Origin of the sequence: Lachnoanaerobaculum sanguinis (genome assembly GCF_033242365.1) — a bacterium.
Taxonomy (GTDB): domain Bacteria; phylum Bacillota; class Clostridia; order Lachnospirales; family Lachnospiraceae; genus Lachnoanaerobaculum; species Lachnoanaerobaculum sanguinis.
The window spans coordinates 1-500 of sequence record NZ_BTHK01000052.1 but is presented as its reverse complement, the minus strand read 5'-3'; the positions used below and the strand labels follow the sequence as shown (position 1 = coordinate 500).

1 rRNA gene is annotated in these 500 nt (G+C 49.2%); it reads right to left on the bottom strand.

Annotated features, from left to right (window positions below):
- Positions 1 to 500 (bottom strand): 23S ribosomal RNA (locus SBH76_RS13485); the annotation flags it as partial.

Here is a 500-nt window from a genome sequence, read left to right as displayed (position 1 = left end):
AGGCTTCGGTGTTGTGTTTAGCCCCGGACATTTTCGGCGCAGGACCTCTCGACTAGTGAGCTGTTACGCACTCTTTTAATGTATGGCTGCTTCTAAGCCAACATCCTAGCTGTCTTCGAAATCCCACATCCTTTTCCACTTAACACACACTTTGGGACCTTAGCCGTAGGTCTGGGCTCTTTCCCTTTTGACTACCCAACTTATCTCGTGTAGTCTGACTCCCGTCAATCATCTAGCCGGCATTCGGAGTTTGATATCTCTTGGTAGGCTTTGACGCCCCCGCAAAAATTCAGTGCTCTACCTCCGGTAGACTAATAACGAGGCTAGTCCTAAAACTATTTCGAGGAGAACCAGCTATCTCCGGGTTCGATTGGAATTTCTCCCCTATCCACACCTCATCGCCACCCTTTTCAACGGATGTGCGTTCGGTCCTCCATTCACTTTTACGCGAACTTCAACCTGGACATGGATAGATCACCCGGTTTCGGGTCTACACATAC